The organism is Streptomyces lienomycini (genome assembly GCF_027947595.1).
GTDB lineage: Bacteria > Actinomycetota > Actinomycetes > Streptomycetales > Streptomycetaceae > Streptomyces > Streptomyces lienomycini.
In genome coordinates this window covers 1423425-1446083 of sequence record NZ_CP116257.1, presented here as the reverse complement: position 1 = coordinate 1446083, position 22659 = coordinate 1423425, and the positions used below count along the sequence as shown (strand labels likewise).

Genomic DNA, 22659 nt, shown 5'->3' with positions numbered 1-22659 from the left:
CACTCTGCTGGTCAGGCCTTGGGCACTCGCACGATCAGCGCGTCGCCCTGGCCGCCGCCGCCGCACAGCGCCGCCGCGCCGACGCCGCCGCCGCGCCGCTTCAGCTCCAGGGCCAGGTGCAGCACCAGCCGGGCACCGGACATGCCGATCGGGTGGCCCAGGGCGATGGCGCCGCCGTTGACGTTCACCTTTTCGGTGGACACGCCGAGGTCCTTCATTGACTGTACGGCGACGGCCGCGAAGGCCTCGTTGATCTCGACGAGGTCGAGGTCGCCGACCGCCAGGCCCTCCTTCTTCAGGGCGTGCTGGATGGCGTGGGAGGGCTGCGACTGCAAAGAGTTGTCCGGACCGGCGACGTTGCCGTGCGCGCCGATCTCCGCGATCCACTCGAGGCCCAGCTCCTCGGCCCTGGCCCGGCTCATGACGACCACGGCCGCCGCACCGTCGGAGATCTGCGAGGAGGAGCCCGCGGTGATGGTGCCGTCCTTGGCGAAGGCCGGGCGCAGCCTGCCCAGCGACTCGGCGGTGGTGTCGCCGCGGATGCCCTCGTCCTGGCTGAACAGCACCGGGTCGCCCTTGCGCTGCGGGATCTCGACCGGGGTGATCTCGGCCTCGAAGACACCGTTCTTCTGGGCGGCGGCGGCGCGCTGGTGGGACAGGGCGGCGATCTCGTCCTGCGCGGGCCGCCCGATGCCGAGCCGGGTGTTGTGCTTCTCCGTGGACTCGCCCATGGCGACGTTCTCGAAGGAGTCGGTCAGGCCGTCGTGGGCCATGGCGTCGAGCATCTGGACCGCGCCGTACTTGTAGCCCTCGCGCGACTTGGGGAGCAGGTGCGGGGCGTTGGTCATGGACTCCTGGCCGCCGGCGACGACCACGTCGAATTCACCCGCGCGAATGAGCTGGTCGGCGAGTGCGATGGCGTCGAGACCGGAGAGGCAGACCTTGTTGATCGTGAGCGCCGGGACGCTCATCGGGATGCCGGCCTTGACGGCGGCCTGGCGGGCGGGGATCTGACCGGCGCCGGCCTGGAGCACCTGGCCCATGATCACGTACTGGACCTGGTCGCCGCCGATGCCCGCCCGGTCGAGGGCGGCCTTGATGGCGAAGCCGCCGAGGTCGGCCCCGGAGAAGGACTTCAGGGAGCCGAGCAGCCGCCCCATCGGGGTGCGTGCACCCGCGACGATGACGGAGGTCGTGCCGTTCGTTCCAGAGGTTCCAGAGGTTTCAGTGGTTCCAGAAGACATGAGCTGCGGTCCCCTTTTCCGGCCCGCACAGGCCGAGGAGTGAACGAGGGTTTACTCGAATGTACTGAGCGGTATGCCGCCCGTCACCCGGCGGTCGGTGTGATCGCGCGCACGTTGCGTAACCACCTCCGGAGCGCTGCACTGAATCCATGCTGACGCGAATCGACCACATCGGAATCGCCTGCCGCGACCTCGACGCCACCGTCGCCTTCTACCGTGCCACCTACGGCTTCGAGGTGTTCCACACCGAGGTCAACGAGGAGCAGGGGGTCCGCGAGGCCATGCTCAAGATCAACGATACGTCGGACGGCGGCGCCTCCTACCTCCAGCTCCTGGAGCCGACCCGCGAGGACTCGGCCGTCGGCAAGTGGCTCGCGAAGAACGGCGAGGGCGTCCACCACATCGCCTTCGGCACGGCGGACGTCGACGCGGACGCCGCGGACATCCGCGAGAAGGGCGTACGCGTTCTGTACGACGAGCCCCGGCGCGGTTCGATGGGGTCGCGGATCACCTTCCTGCACCCCAAGGACTGCCATGGCGTACTGACAGAACTGGTCACATCGGCGGCTGTTGAGTCACCTGAGCACTGACCCTCGTACATAGGGGCCGGTAGGGTTGGGTGCGGTCGCCGCTCAGTCCAGGGTGACCCGGTCCCGCCGTCCGCGACGACGGGATCGCCGGGGTCGTGTTTCGGGGGGCGGGCGACGGGGCAGCGGCACATGCTCCGCCGTTGATCTGACACCATTCCCCGGGGGCCCCGTCCGTCGGACGGACGGAGCTCGTTCGGGAAGATTTGCGACCAGGGGACGGATGGGACCGCGCAGTGCGGGGCTACGAGAGCCAGGAGCGAGAGCCGGCGGCTGACGTCGACCACCTCTCTCGGTTCGAGGCCGAGATGAAGCGGCTGAAGACCGAGCGGGAAAAGGCGATCCAGCACGCCGAGGACCTCGGCTACCAGGTCGAGGTGCTGCGCGCCAAGTTGCACGAGGCGCGGCGCACCATCATGTCCCGGCCCGCCTTCGACGGCGGCGACCTCGGGTACCAGGCCGAGCAGTTGCTGCGCAACGCGCAGACGCAGGCCGACCAGCTGCGCGCCGACGCCGAGCGGGAGCTGAGCCAGGCCCGGGCGCAGACCCAGCGGATCCTCCAGGAGCACGCCGAGCAGGCCGCCCGGCTCCAGGCCGAGCTGCACCAGGAGGCGGTGACCCGGCGCCAGCAGCTGGACCAGGAGCTGGCCGAGCGCCGGCAGACCGTCGAGTCGCACGTCAACGAGAACGTCGCCTGGGCGGAGCAGTTGCGCGCCCGCACCGAGCAGCAGGCCCGGCGCCTGCTCGACGAGTCCCGCGCCGAGGCCGAGCAGGCGATGGCCGCGGCCCGCGCGGAGGCGGAGCGGCTGACCGGTGAGGCCCGGCAGCGGCTGCGGAGCGAGGCGGAGAGCGCGCGCACCGAGGCCGAGCAGACCCTGCGGCGGGCCCGCGCCGACGCGGAGCGGCTGCTGAACGCCGCCTCCACGCAGGCGCAGGAGGCCACCGACCACGCCGAGCAGCTGCGCAGCTCCACCGCCACCGAGTCGGAGTCCACCCGCCGCGAGGTCCAGGAGCTGAGCCGGGCCGCCGAGCAGCGCATGACCGAGGCCGAGGAGGCGCTGCGCAAGGCGCAGACCGAGGCCGAGAAGGTGCTCGCCGAGGCCAAGGAGTCCGCGGCCAAGACGCTGTCGAGCGCGGAGTCCACCAACGAGCAGCGCACCCGCACCGCCAAGGAGCAGGTCGCCCGGCTGGTCGGCGAGGCGACCAAGGACGCCGAGTCCACCAAGGCCGAGGCCGAGCAGCTGGTCGCCGACGCCCGCGCCGAGGCCGAGAAGATCGTCGCCGAGGCCGCCGAGAAGGCCCGCACGATCACGGCCGAGGAGTCGGCCACCCAGCTGTCGAAGGCGGCCAAGACCGCCGAGGACGTGCTGAACAAGGCGTCGGAGGAGGCCAAGGGCACCACCAAGGCCGCCACCGAGGAGGCCGAGCGGATCCGCACCGAGGCCGAGGCCGAGGCGGACCGGCTGCGGGCCGAGGCGCACGACATCGCCGAGCAGCTCAAGGGCGCGGCGAAGGACGACACCAAGGAGTACCGCGCCAAGACGGTCGAGCTGCAGGAGGAGGCACGTCGGCTGCGCGGCGAGGCCGAGCAGCTGCGGGCGGACGCGGTCGCCGAGGGCGAGAAGCTCCGCGCCGAGGCCCGCAAGGAGGCCGTGGCCCAGATCGAGGAGGCGGCGAAGACCGCCGAGGAGCTGCTCGCCAAGGCCAAGGCGGACGCGGACGAGCTGCGGCAGACCGCCACGGCGGACGGCGAGAAGGTCCGCGCCGAGGCCATCGAGCGGGCGACGACCCTGCGCAAGCAGGCCGAGGAGACCCTGGAGCGCACCCGCGCGGAGGCGGAGCGGCACCGTGCGGAGGCCGCCGAGCGCGTGGAGGAGCTCCAGGCGGACGCCGAGCGGGCCGCGCGCGAGCTGCGCGAGGAGACCGAGCGCGCCGTCGAGGCCCGGCAGGCGGAGGCCGCCGAGGAGCTGACGCGGCTGCACACGGAGGCCGAGGAGCGCCGTACCGCCGCCGAGGAGGCGCTGAGCGGGGCCCGCGAGGAGGGCGAGCGGATCCGGCGCGAGGCCGCCGAGGAGAGCGAGCGGCTGCGCACCGACGCCGCGGAGCGGATCCGTACGCTCCAGCAGCAGGCCGAGACGGAGGCCGAACGGCTGCGCACCGAGGCCGCCGCGGACGCGTCCGCCTCCCGCGCGGAGGGCGAGTCCGTCGCCGTACGGCTGCGCTCCGAGGCGGCGAGCGAGGCGGAGCGGCTGAAGTCGGAGGCGCAGGAGAGCGCCGACCGGGTGCGGGCGGAGGCGCAGAGCGCCGCCGAGCGCATCGCGGCGGAGGCGTCCGAGGCGCTGGCCGCCGCCCAGGAGGAGGCCGCCCGGCGCCGCCGTGAGGCGGAGGAGCTGCTCGGCTCGGCCCGGCAGGAGGCCGACCGGGAGCGCGAGCGGGCCCGCGAGCAGAGCGAGGAGCTGCTGGCCTCGGCACGCAACCGCGTGGAGGAGGCGCAGGCCGAGGCGGTCCGGCTGGTCGAGGAGGCCGACCGGCGCGCGACCGAGATGGTGTCGGGGGCCGAGCAGCACGCGACGCAGGTCCGCGAGTCCGTCGCCGGGCTGCACGAGCAGGCGCAGGAGGAGATCACCGGGCTGCGCAGCGCCGCCGAGCACGCGGCGGAGCGCACCCGGCGCGAGGCCGAGGAGGAGGCGGACCGGGTCCGCGCCGACGCCTACGCCGAGCGGGAGCGTGCGAGCGAGGACGCCGGACGGCTGCGGCGCGAGTCGCAGGAGGAGAGCGAGGCCGCCAAGACGCTGGCCGAGCGGACGGTGTCCGAGGCCATCACGGAGGCCGACCGGATCCGCGCGGACGTCTCCGAGCACGCCCAGCGGGTGCGTACGGAGGCCTCCGACGCCATCGCCGAGGCCGAGCAGTCCGCCTCGCGCACCCGGGCGGACGCCCGCGAGGACGCCAACCGCATCCGGTCCGACGCGGCGACGCAGGCGGACACCCTGATCACCGAGGCGCGTTCCGAGGCGGAGCGGCTCACCACCGAGACGGCGGCGGAGACCGACCGGATCCGCACGGAGACGCTCGCGGAGGCGGAGCGTGTCACCGGCGAGGCGGCGAGCGAGGCCGAGCGGGTCAGGACCGAGGCGTCCACCGAGGCGGAGCGGCTGCGCACCGAGACGGTCGCCGAGGCCGACCGGGTACGGGCCGAGGCGGGCGCCCGGGCCGAGCAGCTGGTCTCGGACGCCACCGGGGAGGCGGAGCGGCTGCGGGCCGAGGCCGCCGACACCGTCGGCTCCGCCCAGCAGCACGCGGAGCGGATCCGCACCGAGGCCGACCGGGTCCGCGGCGAGGCCGCGGCGGAGGCCGAGCGGGTCACCGCGGCCGCCCGCGAGGAGGCCGAGCGCACCCTCGACGAGGCCCGCAAGGACGCCAACAAGCGGCGCTCGGAGGCGGCCGAGCAGGTCGACACGCTCATCACGGAGACCGCGGCGGAGGCCGACAAGCTGCTCACCGAGGCGCGGCAGCAGGCGCAGAAGACCACCGCGGACGCCGAGTCGCAGGCCGACACGATGGTCGGCGCGGCCCGCACCGAGGCCGATCGGATCGTCAAGGAAGCGACCGTCGAGGGCAACACCCGGGTGGAGAAGGCCCGTACGGACGCGGACGAGCTGCTGGTCGGTGCCCGCCGGGACGCGACCGCCGTCAGGGAGCGGGCGGAGGAGCTGCGCGAGCGGCTCACCTCCGAGATCGAGGAGCTGCACGACCGGGCCCGCCGCGAGGCCGCCGAGACGATGAAGTCGGCCGGTGACCGCTGCGACGCGCTCGTCAGGGCCGCCGAGGAGCAGCTCGCCAAGGCGGAGGCGAAGGCGAAGGAGCTGGTCTCGGAGGCCAACTCCGAGGCCGGCAAGGTGCGCATCGCCGCCGTGAAGAAGGCCGAGGGGCTGCTCAAGGAGGCCGAGCAGAAGAAGGCCAAGCTGGTCCGGGAGGCCGAGGAGCTGAAGGCCGAGGCGGTCCGGGAGGCGCGGGCCACGGTCGAGGAGGGCAAGCGCGAGCTGGAGGTCCTGGTCCGGCGCCGCGAGGACATCAACGCGGAGATCTCCCGGGTGCAGGACGTGCTGGAGGCGTTGGAGTCGTTCGAGGCGCCGGGGGGCGCGAAGGACAACGGGGTGAAGGCCGGAGCTACGGTGGGCGCCCCACGTTCGGGTGGCAAGTCGTCAGACGGCTAGCGTCCGGGGCGGATTCGGTGTCTGCTGGAGATCTTTGGCCGCGTCCCGCCGGAAGCGTTCACCCGAACTTTGGCAACCCATCCGCGGGTCAGCCACCCAAAAGAGGTGTCATTCTCCGTATCAAACGTGCATCCGCTCGATGACACACCGCATTGGCGCCTAGGATTCCCTCTATCACCTCACCCGGTCTCTTTCGACAGGAACCCCATGAGCGACACTTCCCCCTACGGCTTCGAGCTTGTGCGGCGTGGGTACGACCGCGCTCAGGTGGACGAACGCATCTCCAAGCTCGTCTCCGACCGTGACAGCGCTCTCGCCCGCATCACCGCTCTGGAAAAGCGCATCGAGGAGCTCCACCTCGAGACCCAGAACGCCCAGGCCCAGGTCAACGACGCCGAGCCGTCGTACGCCGGTCTCGGTGCCCGGGTCGAGAAGATCCTGCGGCTCGCCGAGGAAGAGGCGAAGGACCTGCGCGAGGAGGCCCGTCGCGCGGCCGAGCAGCACCGTGAGCTGGCCGAGTCCTCGGCCCAGCAGGTGCGCAACGACGCGGAGTCGTACGCCGCGGAGCGCAAGGCCAAGGCCGAGGACGAGGGCGTCCGGATCGTCGAGAAGGCCAAGGGCGACGCCTCCCAGCTGCGCTCCGAGGCGCAGAAGGACGCGCAGTCCAAGCGCGACGAGGCCGACGCCCTGTTCGAGGAGACCCGCGCCAAGGCCGCGCAGGCCGCCGCCGACTTCGAGACGAACCTCGCCAAGCGCCGCGAGCAGTCCGAGCGCGACCTGGCCTCCCGTCAGGCCAAGGCCGAGAAGCGGCTCGCGGAGATCGAGCACCGCGCGGAGCAGCTGCGCCTGGAGGCGGAGAAGCTGCGCACGGACGCCGAGCGCCGGGCCCGCCAGACCGTGGAGACGGCGCAGCGCCAGTCCGAGGACATCGTGGCCGACGCCAACGCCAAGGCCGACCGGATCCGTTCGGAGTCGGAGCGCGAGCTGGCCGCCCTCACCAACCGCCGCGACTCCATCAACGCGCAGCTGACCAACGTGCGCGAGATGCTGGCGTCCCTCACGGGTGCCGCGGTGGCCGCCGCGCCGTCGGTCGAGGACGAGTCGGTCTCCCGCGGGGTCCCGGCCCAGCAGACCCGCTGACGCGGGCGCGTACACCGGGGGACGCGTACGGAACGAGGGCGAGGCCTTCTGTCACTGGGGTGGCAGTGGGCCTCGTCCCGTTCTAGCGTGGTCGCCATGATCGAGCTCGAGGGGCTGACCAAGCGGTACGGCGAGAAGATGGCGGTCAACAATCTCTCCTTCACCGTCAGACCGGGCATCATCACGGGCTTCCTCGGTCCCAACGGCGCGGGCAAGTCGACCACGATGCGGATGGTGCTGGGTCTGGACCGGCCGACCGCCGGGGACGTCCGGATCGACGGCAAGCACTACGAGCAGCTCGAGGACCCGCTGACGTCCATCGGCGCGCTGCTGGAGGCCAAGGCGTGGCACGGGGGGCGCAGCGCCTACAACCACCTGCTGTGCCTCGCGCAGAGCAACGGCATCCCGGCGAGCCGGGTGCGGGAGGTGCTGGACACGGTCGGGCTCTCGGCGGTCGCGGGGAAGAAGACCAAGGGGTTCTCCCTCGGCATGGGGCAGCGGCTCGGCATCGCGGGCGCGCTCCTCGGCGACCCGCGGATCCTGATGTTCGACGAGCCGGTCAACGGTCTCGACCCCGAGGGCATCCACTGGATCCGCAATCTGATGAAGACGCTGGCCTCGCAGGGCCGTACGGTCTTCGTCTCCTCCCACCTGATGAGCGAGATGGCGCTGACCGCCGACCATCTGGTGGTCATCGGCCAGGGCAGGCTGCTGGCGGACACCTCGATGGCCGAGTTCATCGCGGAGAACTCGCGCAGCTACGTCCGGATCCGCACTCCGCAGCGCGAGCGGCTGCTCGACGCGCTGCACGGCGCCGGCGTCGCGGTCGTCGAGGCGGGTGACGGGGTGCTGGAGGTGGACGGCGACAGGTCGGAGGCCGTGGGCGAGCTGGCGGCCCGCCACCAGATCGTGCTGCACGAGCTGAGCCCGCAGCGCGCCTCGCTGGAGGAGGCGTTCATGCAGCTGACCGCGGAGTCCGTGGAGTACCACGCGCACGACGGGCAGCCGCCCGGCGCGGTGCCGCAGCAGCAGCCGCCCGGGCAGGCGCCGCGGCAGCCGTGGGGCAGCGACTGGAAGAGGGGTTGATCATGGCGGCGACACAGGTCGTGCGGTCCGAGTGGACCAAGATCCGGTCGGTCGCGTCCACGGTGTGGACGCTGGGTCTCGCCGTGGTCGTCACCATCGCCCTCGGCATGCTGATCTCGGCCCTGACCAAGAGCCAGTTCGGCGACATGAGCCGACGGGACCAGCTCTCCTTCGACCCGACCTTCATCAGCTTCGCCGGCACGAGCCTCGGCCAGCTGGCGATGATCGTGTTCGGGGTCCTGGTCGTGGGCAACGAGTACAGCTCCGGCATGATCCGCACCTCGCTGGCCGCCGTGCCGCGCCGCGGCACCTTCCTGTTCGGCAAGATCGCGGTGGCCACCGTCCTCGCGCTGGTCGTGGCCATGGTCACCAGTTTCGCCACCTTCTTCCTCGGGCAGGCGATGCTCGGCGACCTCAAGGCGTCGATCGGCGACCCGGGTGTGCTGCGCGCGGTGTTCGGCGGTGGCCTCTACATGACCCTGATCGCGATGTTCTCGATGGGCGTCGCGGCGATGCTGCGCTCACCGATGCTGTCGCTGGGCATCCTGATGCCGTTCTTCTTCCTGATCTCCAACATCCTGGGCAACGTCCCGGCGACGGAGAAGGTCGGCCGGTTCCTGCCCGACCAGGCCGGCAGCAGAATCATGCAGGTGGTCACGCCGATCGACGACGACGTGCCCTACGGTCCCTGGGGCGGCCTCGGGATCATGGCACTCTGGGTGGTCGCGGCACTCGTCGGCGGGTACGCGGTACTGAAGCGCAGGGACGCCTGAAAGGGCACCTCGGGGCGTCGGATTTTGCCCGGGCTTGAACGGAACCGTCAGCGCCTGGATATCCTCCTAACCCTTACGGGGGCGTGTGCCCTGCTGTCCTGAACCTTCCGATGGGTGCGGAGCATGATCGAGGCTGTCGGCCTGACCAAGCGCTACGGCGACAAGACCGCTGTGCACAACCTCTCCTTCCAGGTGCGGCCCGGCGCCGTCACCGGCTTCCTCGGGCCGAACGGCTCGGGCAAGTCGACGACGATGCGCATGATCCTCGGCCTGGACAACCCCAGCGCGGGGTACGTCACGATCGGCGGCCATCCGTACCGCAAGCTGCCGAACGCCCCCCGCCAGGTCGGTGCGCTGCTGGACGCCAAGGCCGTGCACGGCGGCCGGGCGGCCCGCAACCATCTGCTGAGCCTCGCGCAGCTGTCGGGCATCCCGGCCCGCCGGGTGGACGAGGTGCTCGGCGTGGTGGGCCTCCAGGACGTGGCCAAGCGGCGCTCCAAGGGCTTCTCCCTCGGTATGGGCCAGCGGCTCGGCATCGCGGCCGCGCTGCTCGGCGATCCCCAGGTGCTGCTCTTCGACGAGCCGGTCAACGGCCTCGACCCGGAGGGCATCCACTGGGTGCGCAACCTGATGAAGGCGCTCGCCGCGGAGGGCCGCACGGTCTTCGTCTCCTCGCACCTGATGAGCGAGATGGCGCTGACCGCCGACCACCTGATCGTCATCGGGCGCGGTCAGCTCCTCTCCGACATGAGCGTGACGGACTTCATCTCGGCCAACTCCGCCGACTTCGCCCGGGTGCGGACGCCGGACACCGAGCCGCAGCTGCGCGAGAAGCTGACCTCCGCGCTGACCGAGGCGGGCGGCCACGTGCTGCCCGAGCAGGACGGCGCGCTGCGCGTGACCGGCCTCGCACTCCCCCGGATCAGCGACCTCGCGCACGCGAGCGACGTACGGCTGTGGGAGCTGTCCCCGCACCAGGCCTCGCTGGAGGAGGCGTACATGCGGATGACGCAGGGCGCCGTGGACTACCGGTCGACCGCCGACCAGAAGGCCGGGCTCCAGCAGCCGCTGCCGCCCGGCGCGCAGCCGCCGATGCCGGTGCCCGGTCAGGGCCAGCCCGGCTGGTACGCGCCGCCGCCGCCCCAGCAGGGCAGTCAGCCCTTCGCCGCGCCGCAGGGCGCTCCGGGCGGGGCACCGGCGGGCCCGTACGGCGCCCCTCGGCGCCCGGACCGGTGCCGGGCGCTCCGCCGCCAACCCGTACGCCGCCCAGCAGGCGCCCCAGGCAGCGCAGGCGCAGCCGCCCGCCGCGGCCCCGGCGCCGCCCGCCGCGGCGCCCGCTCCCGCCTCCGCGCCCGCCGCCGACCCGACCAAGCCCGAGGACGCCCGATGAGCACGCCCCAGCCCCCGACGCAGCAGGCCGCGCCCGACTGGCAGGCGGCGCCCGGTTCGCCGTACCCCACCTACACCTCGCCGATCCCGGTGGTGCGCACGAGCATCGTGCACGCGATCGCCTCCGAGTGGACGAAGATCAAGTCGGTGCGTTCGACGATGTGGACGCTGGGCGTGTTCGTCCTGCTGGTCCTCGGCATCGGGCTGCTGACCGGCGCGATCGTGGCGAACTCGTCCTCGGACCTGGCCGGTGAGAGCGCGCTGAGCATGGGCTTCTTCGGGCTGCTGCTCGGCAGCATGTGCGTGATCACGCTCGGCGTGCTGACCACCGCGTCGGAGTACGGCACGGGCATGATCCGCACGACGATGACCGCCTGCCCCAGCCGCGGCCGGGTGCTTGCGGCGAAGGCGATCGTGTTCTTCCTGGTCGCCTTCGTGGTGACCCTGGTGTCGGCGACGCTGATCGGGCTGGCCCACGTCTCCATGCTGGAGGGCAACGGCGCCGCGGACCCCACCGGCTCGGAGTGGCTGAAGGGCACCGTCGGCGTCTCGCTCTACATCGCGCTGCTCGGGCTGCTCTCGCTGGCCATGGGTTCGATCATCCGGCACTCGGCGGGCGCCATCACCATCATGATCGGCGTCCTGCTCGCCCCGCTGGTGATCGCGCTGTTCATGTTCTCGAAGTCGCTGGAGGACGTGCAGCAGGCGCTGTTCGAGTACTCGATCCCGAACCAGATGAGCATCTTCTACGCCAACTCGCTCTCCGAGTCCGGGCCCTCGGGCTGGGACCCGCTGTGGATCGCGCTGGGCGTGACGGCCGTCGCGTTCGCCGGCGCCTTCGCCCTGCTGGAGAAGCGGGACGTGTAGGGCCGGCCCTGCCCTCAGAACCTGGGCGCGTTACGGGACCGCTGCACCCGCGTGGTGCGGCGGTCCTTCGCGTTCCAGCAGGACTTGTGCCAGTGCCGGCGGTCGTCGACGCCCGAGTGCGCCGGCCAGGCCACCACGTGCGGCACCCCGTCCGGGATCAGCTGGTCGCAGCCCGGGCAGCGGTACGACTTCCCCTGCGCGCTCGCGCCCGCCACGTGCCGTACGCTCCACTCCTCGCCCTGCCAGCTCTCCGCGGACTGCCAGCCGCCGTAGCGGCCGGAGCCGTCCTCCTCGGCGCTCCGGCCGGGCGAACCGGCTTCCTTGGGTCGGTTGCGACGCGGGGACACAGGACACCTCACGGAGCTATACAGGAAGCAGGGCGCCATCCAGCCTACGCGGCACGGGGACACGGGTACGCGTACGCCGCCGAGCACCGCGACTCCCCCGTGCCCGGTTCCCGCCCGGCCCCGCACCCTCCCACAACGGCCGATTCTGCAGACAATCCGCAAATCTCTCCGTCCGGCCGTGTCCTCGGCACGTGTCAGGCGGTTATGCCCTGTGGGGGAGCTCCGTGTCGGGGCCGAGGAAGCAGGAAAAGGCAATGCGCGTAGGAAGTTTCGTGTTGGGGGCGCAGTTCCCGGGCCAGGGTCAGGGAGAGGCGCTGCACCGCGCGGTCCGCTCGGCGGAGGTCGCCGAGGAGGCCGGACTCGACACGGTCTGGTTGGCCGAGCACCACTTCGTGCCGTACGGCACGTGCCCGTCGGCCGTGACCCTGGCCGCGCTGCTGCTGGGCCGCACCCGGCGGATCCGGGTCGGCACCGCGGTCAGTGTGCTGCCCACCGTCCATCCCGTGGCGCTCGGCGAGCAGGCGGCGCTGTTGCACGTCACGAGCGGCGGCCGCTTCTCGCTGGGGGTGGGCCGGGGCGGCCCGTGGGTGGACCTGGAGGTGTTCGGCGCGGGCCTGGAAGCGTACGAGGCGGGTTTTCCGGAATCACTCGATCTGCTGGTGCGCTGGCTGCGCGAACCGGCCGTCGGCGCCTTGGGGGACCGCTTCCGGTTCCGCGAGGTGCCCGTCGTGCCGCGCCCCTCGGAGTCCCTGTCGGAGGAGCCGGGCCCGGAGGTCGTCGTGGCCTGCACGTCGCCGTCGAGTGTGCGCACGGCGGCCGAGCGGGGGCTGCCGATGCTCCTGGGGATGCACGTCGGCGACGAGGAGAAGGCGGAGATGGTCGCCCTGTGGCGGCGCCACGCCCGCGCGGCCGGGCGCCCGGCGGCCGAGGTGCACGGCGCGGCGCACGTCTCGGCCGGCGTCTGCCAGATCGCGGACCGGCGCACGGACGCGGCGGAGACCCTGCTCAAGGCGATGCCGGGCTGGCTGCGGCAGGGCCTGGGCGCCCATGTCACGGTGGACGGCCGGGAGCGGCGCATGCGCGACCCGTACGACTACACCGAGCTGCTCTGCGGACTCCACCCGGTGGGTCCGCCCCGCCTGTGCGCGGACCGGCTCGCGGCGACCGGCGAGCGCACCGGCATCTCCCGCTTCGCCCTCCTCGTCGAGGGTTCGGGCGATCTGGCGGCGACCGAGGAGAACGTACGGCGGCTCGGGGCCGAGGTGCTCCCCCGGCTCCGCTAGGCGGGGCGCGGAGTGCTTGCCGCTCCGGTACAGAACTGCACCTCCCGCGTACGGAGCGGCAAGCGGGCGACTGGGTTCAGCAGTCCCGGAATTCGGGCGACTGGTTCAGCACCTGGCTGCGCACCGAGGTGAAGCGGGTCAGCTTCTCGTCGACCGAGGAGTCCAACGGGAACACCGCCACCCGGTGGCAGTTCTGGAAGGCCAGCCGCACCCCGAAGTGCCGCTGCAGTGCACCGCGTATGGCGTCACTCGCGAGCGCACGCAGCAGCTGGCCGCGCGCCTGCTCGTCCGGCGGGGGCGTCTGGTTGTCGGCGAACGCTCCGCCGTCGACCTTCAGCTGTGCCACCAGGGAGCTGACCATCTCCCATGCGTAGGGCAGGGAAGTCCGGACGCAGTCGACGAAGGCTGCTTCGTCGACCTCGCCTCGCTCGGCCTGTTCGAGTAGGGCCGGTGAGACGTCGAGCGACATGGGTTCTCCTCTCGCACCCCCGACCAGCAGGGGTTGCCGGACAGTTAAGGGAGTGCGCGATGCCGAACACGCTGCGTACACAGTCCGCGACCTCCCGTTCAATACCGTAAGCAACCGATCGTGACCGCACCAGGAGAATGCCGAGATGGGCACCATCCGGTAGGCCGACAATCGGCCAGTGCGCAAGACGGGGCCAAGGGGAGAAGTGGGACAGCGAGGAGAGGGCCCGGGCACGGGCGAATCGCGTCGGACCGGGCGCGTCGAGTAGCGTTGCCGACCATGCGTCTCGTCATTGCCCGCTGCTCCGTCGACTACGCCGGACGGCTCACCGCCCACCTGCCCTCGGCCCCCCGGCTGATCCTGGTCAAGGCGGACGGCAGCGTCTCGATCCACGCCGACGACCGGGCCTACAAGCCCCTCAACTGGATGTCGCCGCCCTGCTCCCTGAAGGAGGGCACGGGCGAGGAGGAGGGCGTCTGGACCGTCGTCAACAAGGCGGGCGAGAAGCTCATCATCACGATGGAGGAGATCCTCCACGACTCCTCGCACGAGCTGGGCGTCGATCCGGGTCTGATCAAGGACGGCGTGGAAGCGCACCTCCAGGAGCTGCTCGCCGACCGCATCGAGACGCTGGGCGAGGGCTACACGCTCGTCCGCCGCGAGTACATGACCGCCATCGGCCCGGTGGACATCCTGTGCCGGGACGCCCAGGGCGGGACCGTCGCGGTGGAGATCAAGCGGCGCGGCGAGATCGACGGCGTCGAGCAGCTCACCCGCTACCTGGAGCTGCTGAACCGCGATCCGCATCTCGCCCCGGTGCGGGGTGTCTTCGCCGCGCAGGAGATCAAGCCGCAGGCGCGCGTGCTGGCCACGGACCGCGGGATCGGCTGCCAGGTGCTGGACTACAACGCGCTGCGGGGCATCGAGGACGACAAGCTGCGGTTGTTCTGAGGCGCCGTCACACACGTCGCGGGGAGGGCCGGGTCCGGCGCGCGGATCCGGCCCTCCCGTGCTGTCGCCCTGCCGGCGGGGTCAGATGATCTGATCCGTCGCCGGGTCCTCGCCGGTGGCACCACCGGTGTCGGCGCCCGTGCTGCTCCGCGTGGCGGTGGGGGTGCCGACGGGTGAACTGGCCGCGGTGGGCATGACGGTGTCGCCGGCGCTGGTGGACGTGTCCGGGGACGTGGTCCCGGTCGGCGTGTCGTCCGACGGCTCGGGGTCGGTGGGTTCGCTGGTCGTGGGGCTGGGGGGCGGCTCGCTGGAGGTCTGCGGCGGGGTAGTGGGGGTGGTCGGCGGCGAACTGGGCGACTTGCTCGGCTCGTCCGGCGAGCCCGGGTCGTCCGGGCTCTCGTCGTCGCCGGGGTCCGTGCTGCCGCTCGAACTGCTCGGTCCGTCCGAGGGCCGCCCCGACTCCGTGGGCGTCGGGGCGCCCGACGTGCCGGGCGTCGCGGAGTCGCTCGGGCGGCCGGTCGCGCCCTGTCCCCGGCCGTCGTCGGAGGGCCGGTCCGCGTCCAGGTCGCCGTCGTCGATGCCCTGGCTGGCCGAGGGGTTGACGCCGACGTCGTTGGAGGGGTCGCCCGCGTCGTTCTCGGACGTGGCTCCGAGGGTCACCACCGTGCCGAGCACGGCGACGAGAAGCGCGCCCGCTCCGGCGGCCACCAGGTTGCGTCGCGCGAAGCCCTTGATGCCGCTGCCGACCGTGCGGGTCTGCTCCTCGTCCGGCTCGCGGCGGGTGACGAGGGTGGGGGACTGCGGAGGCGGCTGGAGCGGCGGGAAGGGCGCGGGAACGCCCGCGGACGGCGACACCGACTCCTCGTTGCGGGCGTCGGGCACCTCCTCCCCCGCCGTGGGGCCGAGGCCGGCGCCCGCGACGCCGAATCCGGCGACGGCACCCGCCCCGCCGAACGCACCGGCGAACGCACCGGCGCCGCTGCCCAGGCCGGGCGTGTCCCCGGACCGGTCGGCGACCAGGGCGAGGGCGCGGCGGCCGGCCACCGCGCCGCGCTTGTCGGAGAGCGCGCCGCGCAGCCCGATGGAGGCCTCCAGTTCGGCGCGCGCCCGGTCCAGCCGGCCCTCGCACAGCGCGAGGATGCCGAGTTCGTGGTGGAAGTAGGCCTGTTCGGCGACGTCACCGGCGAGCCGGGAGGCCTCGGTGCCGGAGCGCAGCGCCCGCTGCCAGGCGCTCCAGTGCAGCCCGGCGGCGAACGCGGGCGCCGCGGTGCGGGCGAGCTGGACGGCCGGGCTCTCCTCGTCCCGGGCGGTCGGGATCGTCGCCGGGACCAGCACGGCGAGGGCGGCGAGTACGGCGTCGGCCTCCGCGCAGACCCGCTCCGGGGTGACCGAGGGGTGTCCGGCCCACCAGGCGTAGTGCTGCGCGGCGGACGACGCCCGCTCCCGTACGTCGTCGGCGTAGCCGGCGCTCTCCAGCTGGGTGAGGACCCCGGCGGCCAGGCGGTAGCGGGAGCCGACCGGGGAGACCAGTCCGCAGTCGGCCAACTCGCCGAGGGCGGCGTCGGCGTGGGTGTCGCCGACCAGGGCGGGCAGGTGCGCCTGGTGCGGCACCTCGCCGCCGAGCGCGACGGCGAACTCCAGGGTGGCGCGGGCGGAGGCGCTGAGCCGCGAGGCGAGCAGCGGCGCGGGCGCGGCGGCCTCGCCGAGGGACGGCAGGGGCACCTCGTCGGCCTCGTCGGCGTCGTAGGGCGTGTCGTCGGCGGGTCGGGCGTCGGCGAAGACGCCGAACTCGTCGACGGCGTCGGCGCCGGCCCGCTGGCGGTCGCGGCGCCGCAGCAGGGCACCGGCCTGGACGAAGCGCAGCGGCAGGCCCTCGGACTCGAACCAGAGGTCCCCGGCCCAGTTGGCCTCCTCCTCGGTGAGGGACCGGCCGGCGGCGCGCTCGAGGAGTTCCACGCCGTCCGCGCGGTCCAGGCCGGTGAGGAAGACCTCCTCGACGGCCGAGTCGGCGGAGGGGGCGGGCACGTCGGGGGTGGTGCCGAGGACGAAGGCGCACTCGGGGGTGGCGTCGAGGAGTTCGTCGAGGGCGGTGCCGCCGAACTCGACGTCGTCCAGGACGACGACCGCGCCGACCTCCCGCAGGTGCCCGAGGAGTTCCTCCCGGCCCGGACGGTGCAGGGGGGCGCCGTGGACGGCGTAGAAGAGGTCGTGGAGCAGGTCGTCGGCGGTGCGGTGGAAGCCGTTGAGCCGGACGACGCCGTCGGGTGCGAGGCCCGCGCAGTCCTCGGCGACGACGTCGAGGAGGCTGGTGCGGCCGGAGCCGGCGGGGCCGGTGAGGCGGACGGAGCGGCCGCGGGCGAGCAGCCGCACCAGGCGTTCGCGTTCGTCCTCGCGGGCCAGCAGGCCGAGCACCGTCCGGACCGGTCCGGGCGGGACGGGCGGCCGGGCGGCGCGCTCCGCCTCGGCGCGTTCGGCCGCGGTGAGCTTGTCGGGCCGCGCGGGCCGCTCCGCGGGCGGGCAGACCTCGATCTCGCTGCCGTCGACGGGGTTGACGGTCAGCAGGAAGTCGCCGGACACCAGTTGCACGGTGCGTGCGAGCGCGGGCGCGGGCTGTCCGAAGTCGGAGGTGAGCGGATCCCTGGACGGGCGCGGGCGCGACGCCTGGTGGTTGGCGTCCTGGCCGTACTCCTCGGGTCCCCGGCTGTTCGGGTCCATAGGTTCAAGCCCCCCAAAAGCGTCGTGTGCAGGGCCCCGGTCGGGACCACCCTCCCGGCCTTGCCGCACACCGCGCTGTCGCTTCTGGTCCGGACCCGCCGGTGGGTTCCAAAAGGCGGGCAGCCAGACCCTAAACCTTCGCTCAGTATGGCCGACAGTCCGGGGCCCCCGCCCGTCCGAGAGGTCACGGTCTCGTGAGGATTGCGTGTGTCGGACGTGTGTCGGACGTTTGTCGGAACAGTCGCCGAGCGGTGTCCGGGCCGCCCCGGTCCGCGGCGGAACCGGCCCGCGGCCTCACACTCTGGGCAGGGTCTCCACGCCGATGCCGCCCTCGATGGCGAGGATCCGGTGCAGTCGGGTGGCCACCAGCAGGCGCTGCATCTGCGGCGGTACGTCGCGCAGCACCAGGCGCCGGCCGCAGCGGCCGGCCCTCCGGTGGGCCCCCATGATCACGCCGAGTCCGGTGGCGTCCCAGGAGTCGAGCTCTGACAGGTCGAGCACCAGGTCGCCGACTCCGTCGTCGACGGCCGAGTGCAGGACCGTACGGGCGTCCGCCGCGCTGCGGACGTCGAGGCGGCCCCCGACGACCAGCTCGACGTGGTCGCCCCTGATGTGCATATGCGCTCCCCGGCGTGCGTCTTCTCTTCGTCGTCTCTGCGTCGTGATCTCTCGGCGATATCAGGTGTTGCACCCTCTGACTGGCCGAAACGACCGGAGGTTGCCGTCTGTAAGCGAACCGATACCGAATTCACCCCGGCGTGTGACGTCCTGTCGGGGCCGACGCGACCTCAGTGCTTGTAGAAGCCCTGCCCGCTCTTGCGGCCGATGTCACCGGCGTCCACCATCCGGCGCATCAGCTCCGGCGGGGCGAACTTCTCGTCCTGGGACTCGGTGTAGATGTTGCCCGTGGCGTGCAGCAGGATGTCGACGCCGGTCAGGTCGGCGGTGGCCAGCGGTCCCATCGCGTGGCCGAAGCCCAGCTTGCAGGCGAGGTCGATGTCCTCGGCGGTGGCGACGCCCGACTCGTACAGCTTCGCGGCCTCGACGACGAGGGCGGAGATGAGCCGGGTGGTCACGAATCCGGCGACGTCGCGGTTGACGACGATGCAGGTCTTGCCGGTGGACTCGGCGAACTCCCGTGCGGTGGCGAGCGTTTCGTCGCTGGTCTTGTAGCCGCGCACCAGCTCGCACAGCCGCATCATCGGGACCGGCGAGAAGAAGTGGGTGCCGACGACCCGCTCGGGGCGCTCCGTCACGGCCGCGATCTTGGTGATCGGGATGGCGGAGGTGTTGGACGCGAGGATCGCCCCGTCCTTCACCAGCTTGTCCAGGGTACGGAAGATCTCGTGCTTGACCTCGAGCTTCTCGAAGACGGCCTCGACGACGACGTCCGCGTCGGCGGCGGCGTCCAGGTCGGTGGTCGCGGTGATGCGCGCGAGGGCGGCCCCGGCGTCGTCGGCGGTGAGCTTCCCCTTGGCGACGAACTTGTCGTAGGAGGCCTTGATGCCGTCGGTCCCGCGCCGCAGCGCCTCGTCGGTGACGTCCCTCAGGACGACGTCCCAGCCCGCCTGCGCGGAGACCTGGGCGATGCCGGACCCCATGAGACCGGCTCCGATGACGGCGAGCTTCCGTGCCACTGTGCGACTCCCCTGATACGCGCTGATTCTCGTCTCTCGGCCGGAGATTAGCGGGCGTGAGGCGCTGTGTGACCGGTTAGTAACGCGCGTCACGTCTCACATGACGGACATCACACCGTGGGGCGCCGTTCGGGTGTCACTCCGCGCCCCGTACGGCGTAGTTGAGCACCTTCTCGCTCAACAGCTCCTCCATCTCGTCCAGCAGCACGAGGATGTCGCGGGACACCTCGGCGGGTTTCCCGCCGGCCATCAGGCGGCGGCCGATGGCCGCCATCACCGTGCCGTGCAGCCAGTTGACCTGACCGGCCATCAGCGAGGGGACGGGGTCGTCGTCCGGGGCGCCGGTCTCCTCGCGCAGGGTGCGCTCGAGGTTGTCCTGCACCTCCTGGCCGATCGCCCAGAGCCGGGAACGCAGCGCGGGCGAGGAGTGGATGACTCCCATGAAGCGCGCGTATCCGTCCATGAGGCCGATCCGGGGCGAAACCGACTCGACCTCCTCGCGCAGTTCCCGCAGCACGGCCCGAGCGGCCGACTCCCCCTCGCCCCGTCCGCGCACCCAGCGCGACAGCCGGTCGACGACCCCCTTGGAGCGGTCGAGGAACAGGTCCTCCTTGGCCGGGAAGTAGTTGTACACGGTGTTGACGGAGACGTCCGAGGCGTCCGCCACCTCCGCCACCGTCACGGCCTCGAAGCCGCGCTCCAGGAACAGCCCGGTGGCGACATCCGAGATGTACTGCCGGGTCTGCCGCTTCTTCCGTTCCCTGAGTCCCTCGGCCATGACCGCATCCTAGCTTCGTTGGGGCCGATGGAAACTTGGTGTCGTTGCAAAATTTCAGTGACTCTGTTTTTCTGGAGCGCATGGCAATCATCAGTACGGCCCAGCTGGCCCGCACCTTCGCCACGAAGCGCGGCCCGGTCGAGGCGGTGCGCGGCATCGACCTCACCGTCCGCGAGGGCGAGATCCTGGGCTTCCTGGGCCCCAACGGCGCAGGCAAGACCACCACCCTGCGGATGCTCACGACCCTGCTCGCCCCCACCGGCGGCGCGGCCACCGTCGCCGGGCACGACCTGGCGACCGACCCGGCCGGGGTGCGCGCGGCGTGCGGGTACGTGGCGCAGTCGGGCGGGGTGGACCCGCAGGTCACGGTCCGGGAGGAGCTGGTCACCCAGGGCCGCCTGTACCGGCTGACCAGGGCGCGGGCCGCCGAGCGCGCCGACGAGCTGGCCCGCGACCTGGGCCTGGGCGAGCTGCTCGACCGCAGGTGCGGCGCGCTCTCCGGCGGGCAGCGGCGGCGGCTGGACATCGCGATGGCGCTCACGCACCGCCCGAAGGTGCTCTTCCTGGACGAGCCGACGACCGGTCTGGACCCGGGCAGCCGCGCCGACCTGTGGGACCTGGTCCGCCGGCTGCGCGCCGAGCACGGCACCACGGTCTTCCTGACCACCCACTACCTGGACGAGGCCGACGCCCTCTCCGACCGCCTGGTCGTCGTGGACGGCGGCACGGTGGTCGCCGAGGGCACTCCCGCCGCCCTGAAGCGGGAGTACGGCGGCTCGCCCGACGCCTCCCTCCAGGACACCTTCCTGGCCGTCACCGGCCGCAGCGCGGCTCCGGCCGACGCCGCCCCCGTCGCCGTCTGACCTTTCGAGGATTCCCGATGCTGCTCCACGACACCGGCCTGATCTACGGCCGTTATCTGCGCCAGTCGCTGCGCTCCCGCTTCGCGCTGCTGTTCGGCGTGCTGATGCCGCTGCTGTACCTGCTCTTCTTCGGCCCGCTGCTGACCGACCTGCCGCTCGGCGGCCAGGGCAGCTCCTGGCAGGTGCTGGTCCCCGGCCTGCTGCTGCAACTCGGCCTGTTCGGCGCCTCCTTCGCCGGGTTCTCGATCATCATCGAGAACAGCCTGGGAGTGGTCGAGCGGATGCGCGTGACGCCCGTCAGCCGCCTGGCGCTGCTGCTCGGCCGGGTCCTGCGGGACGCCACCGTCTTCGCCTTCCAGGCGGTGCTGCTGGTGCTCGCGGCCCTGGTGATGGGCCTGCGCGCGCCGCTGCCCGGCGTGCTGATCGGCTTCGCCTTCGTCGCCCTGCTCACGGTGTCGCTGGCCTCGCTGTCGTACGCGCTGGCGATGAAGGTCCGTACGCCGCAGGAGTTCGGGCCCACGATCAACGCGCTGACGATGCCGTCGATGCTGCTGTCCGGCCTGATGCTCCCGATGGCGCTGGGCCCGGGGTGGCTGGACGTGCTGTCGCACCTGATGCCCTTCCGCTATCTGGTGGACGCGGTGCGGGACGCCTACATCGGCTCCTACGCGACGGCACACATGCTGTACGGCGTCCTCGTCGCCCTCGCCCTCACCGCGCTGGCCGTGACGGTGGGCACACGCGTGTTCCGCACCACGGGGGCGTGACTACGCTGGTCCGATGGTCAACCTGACGCGCATCTACACCCGCACCGGCGACCAGGGCACCACCGCCCTGGGCGACATGAGCCGGGTCCCCAAGACCGACTTCAGGATCTCCGCGTACGCCGACGCCAACGAGGCGAACGCGGTGATCGGGACCGCCATCGCCCTCGGCGGCCTGTCCGAGGAGGTCGTCAAGGTCCTCGTCCGCGTCCAGAACGACCTGTTCGACGTGGGCGCGGACCTGTCGACGCCGGTGGTGGAGAACCCGGAGTTCCCGCCGCTCAGGGTCGAGCAGTTCTACGTCGACAAGCTGGAGGCGGACTGCGACCGCCACCTGGCCGAGGTGGAGAAGCTCCGCTCCTTCATCCTCCCCGGCGGCACCCCCGGCGCGGCCCTGCTGCACCAGGCGTGCACGGTGGTCCGCCGCGCCGAGCGCTCCACGTGGGCGGCGCTGGAGGTCCACGGCGAGTCGATGAACCCGCTCACCGCGACCTACCTGAACCGGCTCTCCGACCTGCTCTTCATCCTGGCCCGGGTGGCCAACAAGGAGGTCGGCGACGTGCTGTGGGTGCCGGGCGGGGAACGCTAGCCCGTCACCCCACCACCCCGTAGAGGCAGGCGACCACCGCAGGCCGGTCGGCGAGACGGGCCGCGTCCTGTTCGTCGGTGTCGTCGTGCCGGTCGCGGTTGGTCGTGCTCACGTTCTACAGGCCCCGGGCCGACCGGTGCACGGCGCCGGTCAGTCCCCAGGCGGTCTGTACGCCGCCGACGCACATCAGCACGATGCCGACCTTGGTCAGGGTGACGACGGGGACTTCCACGTCACCGGCGAACAGCCACAGGGCCAGCCCGGCGAGCAGGGTGACGGTGCCCTCCAGCAGGTTCTTCGACGCCCGGGTCACCGGTGTGCCTCCTGCTTCCGCGCCTCGGTCGGGGCCTCGGGCGTCCCGGCTGGCGCCTTCTTCGGCCAGATCAGGTACGCGAGGGCCACCGCGCCGTGAATTCCGAGGGCCCGGATCGCCGCCCACTGGAAGGCCCGCAGGGACGAGACGTCGCCGTCGTCGCCGACGTACCGGACGGCGCCCTGGAGCAGCGCGCAGGCCACGGCGGCACCCAACAGGGTGCGCAGCCACAGCCGGCCCTCGTGCCGCGCCCGGGGCATGCCGTAGCGCGGGGGTTTGACCGGCGGCGGTCCCCCGCCCAGCCGGTGGGCGGCGTGGCCGTCGAGCCAGCGGATCGTGTAGTGGCCGTACGCGACGGTGTAGCCGATGTACAGCGCGGCCAGGCCGTGCTCCCAGCCGGGATCGGCGCCGTTCTTCAGGTCCCACGCCGTCACGGCGAACAGCACCAGTTCCAGCACCGGCTCGCACAGCAGCAGGACCACGCTGGTGCGCCGCCACTTCAGCAGGTAGCGGGCGCCGAGCCCGAGGGCCAGCAGGACCCAGAAGCCGACCTCACAGGCGATGATCAACGCGACGACCACGACGCACTCCCTTCGTTCACCCTCCCAGGCTCCCGTCGGAATCCGCCGGGTTCGTCGTCGGCGGTG

General features: G+C 72.4%; 20 protein-coding genes and 1 pseudogene. 12 read left to right on the top strand and 9 right to left on the bottom strand.

What is annotated here, in order from left to right; all coding sequences use genetic code 11:
- Positions 1-11 precede the first annotated feature (11 nt).
- Positions 12-1244 (bottom strand): acetyl-CoA C-acetyltransferase, encoded by a 1233-nt coding sequence (locus BJ961_RS06855; protein WP_271320416.1) that lies wholly within the window; start codon positions 1242-1244, stop codon positions 12-14.
- A 149-nt stretch (positions 1245-1393) separates the two neighbouring features.
- Between BJ961_RS06855 and mce the strand changes: the two genes are divergently transcribed.
- The 7 genes and pseudogenes from mce (at position 1394) to BJ961_RS06820 (ending at position 11303) form a co-directional block, all read left to right on the top strand.
- Complete coding sequence (gene mce, locus BJ961_RS06850; RefSeq protein WP_271320415.1) at positions 1394-1834, top strand: methylmalonyl-CoA epimerase; 441 nt, start codon at positions 1394-1396, stop codon at positions 1832-1834.
- Between the two features lie 233 nt (positions 1835-2067).
- Positions 2068-6048, top strand: coding sequence for a polarized growth protein Scy (gene scy / locus BJ961_RS06845; protein WP_271320414.1), 3981 nt, complete (start codon positions 2068-2070; stop codon positions 6046-6048).
- Positions 6049-6255: 207 nt separating this feature from the next.
- Positions 6256-7188 (top strand): coiled-coil domain-containing protein, encoded by a 933-nt coding sequence (locus tag BJ961_RS06840; protein WP_271320413.1) that lies wholly within the window; start codon positions 6256-6258, stop codon positions 7186-7188.
- A gap of 96 nt (positions 7189-7284) precedes the next feature.
- Positions 7285-8274, top strand: a complete 990-nt coding sequence (locus BJ961_RS06835) for an ABC transporter ATP-binding protein (protein WP_271320412.1) — start codon at positions 7285-7287, stop codon at positions 8272-8274.
- Between the two features lie 2 nt (positions 8275-8276).
- Complete coding sequence (locus BJ961_RS06830) at positions 8277-9047, top strand: ABC transporter permease (protein WP_271320411.1); 771 nt, start codon at positions 8277-8279, stop codon at positions 9045-9047.
- Between the two features lie 123 nt (positions 9048-9170).
- Positions 9171-10437: pseudogene (locus tag BJ961_RS06825) on the top strand (ABC transporter ATP-binding protein).
- The gene (locus tag BJ961_RS06820) at positions 10434-11303 is read left to right on the top strand and encodes an ABC transporter permease (RefSeq protein WP_328659331.1); all 870 of its coding nucleotides are present in this window, start codon (positions 10434-10436) and stop codon (positions 11301-11303) included. Before BJ961_RS06825 ends, BJ961_RS06820 begins: the two are co-directional and overlap by 4 nt.
- A 14-nt stretch (positions 11304-11317) precedes the next feature.
- On the opposite strand, the gene BJ961_RS06815 is transcribed toward BJ961_RS06820, so the two are convergent.
- Entirely contained in the window at positions 11318-11650 is a 333-nt protein-coding gene (locus BJ961_RS06815) for an ATP/GTP-binding protein (protein WP_271320410.1), read from the bottom strand.
- Positions 11651-11904: 254 nt separating this feature from the next.
- Between BJ961_RS06815 and BJ961_RS06810 the strand changes: the two genes are divergently transcribed.
- The gene (locus BJ961_RS06810; RefSeq protein ID WP_271320409.1) at positions 11905-12933 is read left to right on the top strand and encodes an LLM class flavin-dependent oxidoreductase; all 1029 of its coding nucleotides are present in this window, start codon (positions 11905-11907) and stop codon (positions 12931-12933) included.
- Between the two features lie 76 nt (positions 12934-13009).
- Here the strand turns inward: BJ961_RS06810 and BJ961_RS06805 are convergent, their stop codons facing one another.
- Positions 13010-13402, bottom strand: a complete 393-nt coding sequence (locus BJ961_RS06805) for an SCO5389 family protein (RefSeq protein ID WP_055421911.1) — start codon at positions 13400-13402, stop codon at positions 13010-13012.
- Positions 13403-13681: 279 nt separating this feature from the next.
- Here BJ961_RS06805 and nucS point away from each other — a divergent pair, with 279 nt between their 5' ends.
- Positions 13682-14353: an endonuclease NucS gene (nucS, locus tag BJ961_RS06800; RefSeq protein WP_271320408.1), complete on the top strand. Its 672-nt coding sequence runs from the start codon at positions 13682-13684 to the stop codon at positions 14351-14353.
- An 81-nt stretch (positions 14354-14434) separates the two neighbouring features.
- On the opposite strand, the gene BJ961_RS06795 is transcribed toward nucS, so the two are convergent.
- The 4 genes from BJ961_RS06795 to BJ961_RS06780 all read right to left on the bottom strand — a co-directional run bounded on the left by BJ961_RS06795 (position 14435) and on the right by BJ961_RS06780 (position 19483).
- Complete coding sequence (locus BJ961_RS06795; RefSeq protein WP_271320407.1) at positions 14435-17068, bottom strand: ATP-binding protein; 2634 nt, start codon at positions 17066-17068, stop codon at positions 14435-14437.
- Between the two features lie 294 nt (positions 17069-17362).
- A complete protein-coding gene (locus BJ961_RS06790) occupies positions 17363-17686 on the bottom strand; it encodes an STAS domain-containing protein (RefSeq protein WP_030187305.1) in 324 nt (107 codons plus the stop codon).
- A gap of 170 nt (positions 17687-17856) precedes the next feature.
- The gene (locus BJ961_RS06785; RefSeq protein WP_271320406.1) at positions 17857-18705 is read right to left on the bottom strand and encodes a 3-hydroxyacyl-CoA dehydrogenase family protein; all 849 of its coding nucleotides are present in this window, start codon (positions 18703-18705) and stop codon (positions 17857-17859) included.
- A 136-nt stretch (positions 18706-18841) separates the two neighbouring features.
- The gene (locus BJ961_RS06780) at positions 18842-19483 is read right to left on the bottom strand and encodes a TetR/AcrR family transcriptional regulator (protein ID WP_271320405.1); all 642 of its coding nucleotides are present in this window, start codon (positions 19481-19483) and stop codon (positions 18842-18844) included.
- An 80-nt stretch (positions 19484-19563) separates the two neighbouring features.
- Between BJ961_RS06780 and BJ961_RS06775 the strand changes: the two genes are divergently transcribed.
- The 3 genes from BJ961_RS06775 to BJ961_RS06765 are packed head-to-tail and all read left to right on the top strand — an operon-like array spanning position 19564 to position 21699.
- The gene (locus tag BJ961_RS06775) at positions 19564-20346 is read left to right on the top strand and encodes an ABC transporter ATP-binding protein (protein ID WP_271320404.1); all 783 of its coding nucleotides are present in this window, start codon (positions 19564-19566) and stop codon (positions 20344-20346) included.
- Positions 20347-20363: 17 nt separating this feature from the next.
- Positions 20364-21113, top strand: a complete 750-nt coding sequence (locus BJ961_RS06770) for an ABC transporter permease (RefSeq protein WP_271320403.1) — start codon at positions 20364-20366, stop codon at positions 21111-21113.
- 13 nt (positions 21114-21126) lie between these two features.
- Positions 21127-21699, top strand: a complete 573-nt coding sequence (locus BJ961_RS06765; RefSeq protein ID WP_271320402.1) for a cob(I)yrinic acid a,c-diamide adenosyltransferase — start codon at positions 21127-21129, stop codon at positions 21697-21699.
- 115 nt (positions 21700-21814) lie between these two features.
- Here the strand turns inward: BJ961_RS06765 and BJ961_RS06760 are convergent, their stop codons facing one another.
- Positions 21815-22012 (bottom strand): DUF5708 family protein, encoded by a 198-nt coding sequence (locus BJ961_RS06760; protein WP_271320401.1) that lies wholly within the window; start codon positions 22010-22012, stop codon positions 21815-21817.
- Positions 22009-22593 carry a hypothetical protein gene (locus tag BJ961_RS06755; RefSeq protein ID WP_271320400.1) on the bottom strand — a complete coding sequence of 195 codons (585 nt, stop codon included), beginning with the start codon at positions 22591-22593 and terminating at the stop codon, positions 22009-22011. The genes BJ961_RS06760 and BJ961_RS06755 overlap by 4 nt, the downstream gene beginning before the upstream one ends.
- Positions 22594-22659: the final 66 nt, after the last annotated feature.

Coding starts and splice junctions, on each gene's coding strand:
- BJ961_RS06775 (WP_271320404.1), top strand. CDS start 19,564: ATGGCAATCATCAGTACGGCCCAGCTGGCCCGCACCTTCGCCACGAAG.
- BJ961_RS06855 (WP_271320416.1), bottom strand. CDS start 1,244: ATGTCTTCTGGAACCACTGAAACCTCTGGAACCTCTGGAACGAACGGC.
- BJ961_RS06835 (WP_271320412.1), top strand. CDS start 7,285: ATGATCGAGCTCGAGGGGCTGACCAAGCGGTACGGCGAGAAGATGGCG.
- BJ961_RS06805 (WP_055421911.1), bottom strand. CDS start 13,402: ATGTCGCTCGACGTCTCACCGGCCCTACTCGAACAGGCCGAGCGAGGC.
- mce (WP_271320415.1), top strand. CDS start 1,394: ATGCTGACGCGAATCGACCACATCGGAATCGCCTGCCGCGACCTCGAC.
- BJ961_RS06840 (WP_271320413.1), top strand. CDS start 6,256: ATGAGCGACACTTCCCCCTACGGCTTCGAGCTTGTGCGGCGTGGGTAC.
- BJ961_RS06810 (WP_271320409.1), top strand. CDS start 11,905: ATGCGCGTAGGAAGTTTCGTGTTGGGGGCGCAGTTCCCGGGCCAGGGT.
- nucS (WP_271320408.1), top strand. CDS start 13,682: ATGCGTCTCGTCATTGCCCGCTGCTCCGTCGACTACGCCGGACGGCTC.
- BJ961_RS06820 (WP_328659331.1), top strand. CDS start 10,434: ATGAGCACGCCCCAGCCCCCGACGCAGCAGGCCGCGCCCGACTGGCAG.
- BJ961_RS06765 (WP_271320402.1), top strand. CDS start 21,127: ATGGTCAACCTGACGCGCATCTACACCCGCACCGGCGACCAGGGCACC.
- BJ961_RS06780 (WP_271320405.1), bottom strand. CDS start 19,483: ATGGCCGAGGGACTCAGGGAACGGAAGAAGCGGCAGACCCGGCAGTAC.
- BJ961_RS06770 (WP_271320403.1), top strand. CDS start 20,364: ATGCTGCTCCACGACACCGGCCTGATCTACGGCCGTTATCTGCGCCAG.
- BJ961_RS06790 (WP_030187305.1), bottom strand. CDS start 17,686: ATGCACATCAGGGGCGACCACGTCGAGCTGGTCGTCGGGGGCCGCCTC.
- BJ961_RS06795 (WP_271320407.1), bottom strand. CDS start 17,068: ATGGACCCGAACAGCCGGGGACCCGAGGAGTACGGCCAGGACGCCAAC.
- BJ961_RS06830 (WP_271320411.1), top strand. CDS start 8,277: ATGGCGGCGACACAGGTCGTGCGGTCCGAGTGGACCAAGATCCGGTCG.